Here is a 310-nt window from a genome sequence, read left to right as displayed (position 1 = left end):
TGTGCCGTATTCCAAGTCATCATTAAGATCACTTTTCATACTTGATACAATCACTACCCTGAGCAGTTAGTCACGCCCATCTCTAAGCGCTTTCGCTACTCTCTTTACTACTTCTTCCAGATTGTTAAAGAACGTTTAGCCGACAGGCGTATTTCATTGCCTTCGACATCAACTGGCTTCAATCGCCAATGCACAGCACTTCACGAAACACTGTGCATTGAAGACTTTTGGTGGAGGATGACGGGATCGAACCGACGACCCCCTGCTTGCAAAGCAGGTGCTCTCCCAGCTGAGCTAATCCCCCCGTGTC

The 310-nt window shown here is 48.1% G+C and carries 1 tRNA gene; it reads right to left on the bottom strand.

Going from position 1 to position 310, the window contains the following annotated elements:
- Window positions 1-228: 228 nt before the first annotated feature.
- Window positions 229-304, bottom strand: a tRNA-Ala gene (locus QCE83_RS35075).
- Window positions 305-310 lie beyond the last annotated feature (6 nt).

Origin of the sequence: Caballeronia sp. LZ034LL (assembly GCF_031451215.1) — a bacterium.
Classification (GTDB): domain Bacteria; phylum Pseudomonadota; class Gammaproteobacteria; order Burkholderiales; family Burkholderiaceae; genus Caballeronia.
This window is presented reverse-complemented; position numbering and strand designations above follow the sequence as displayed.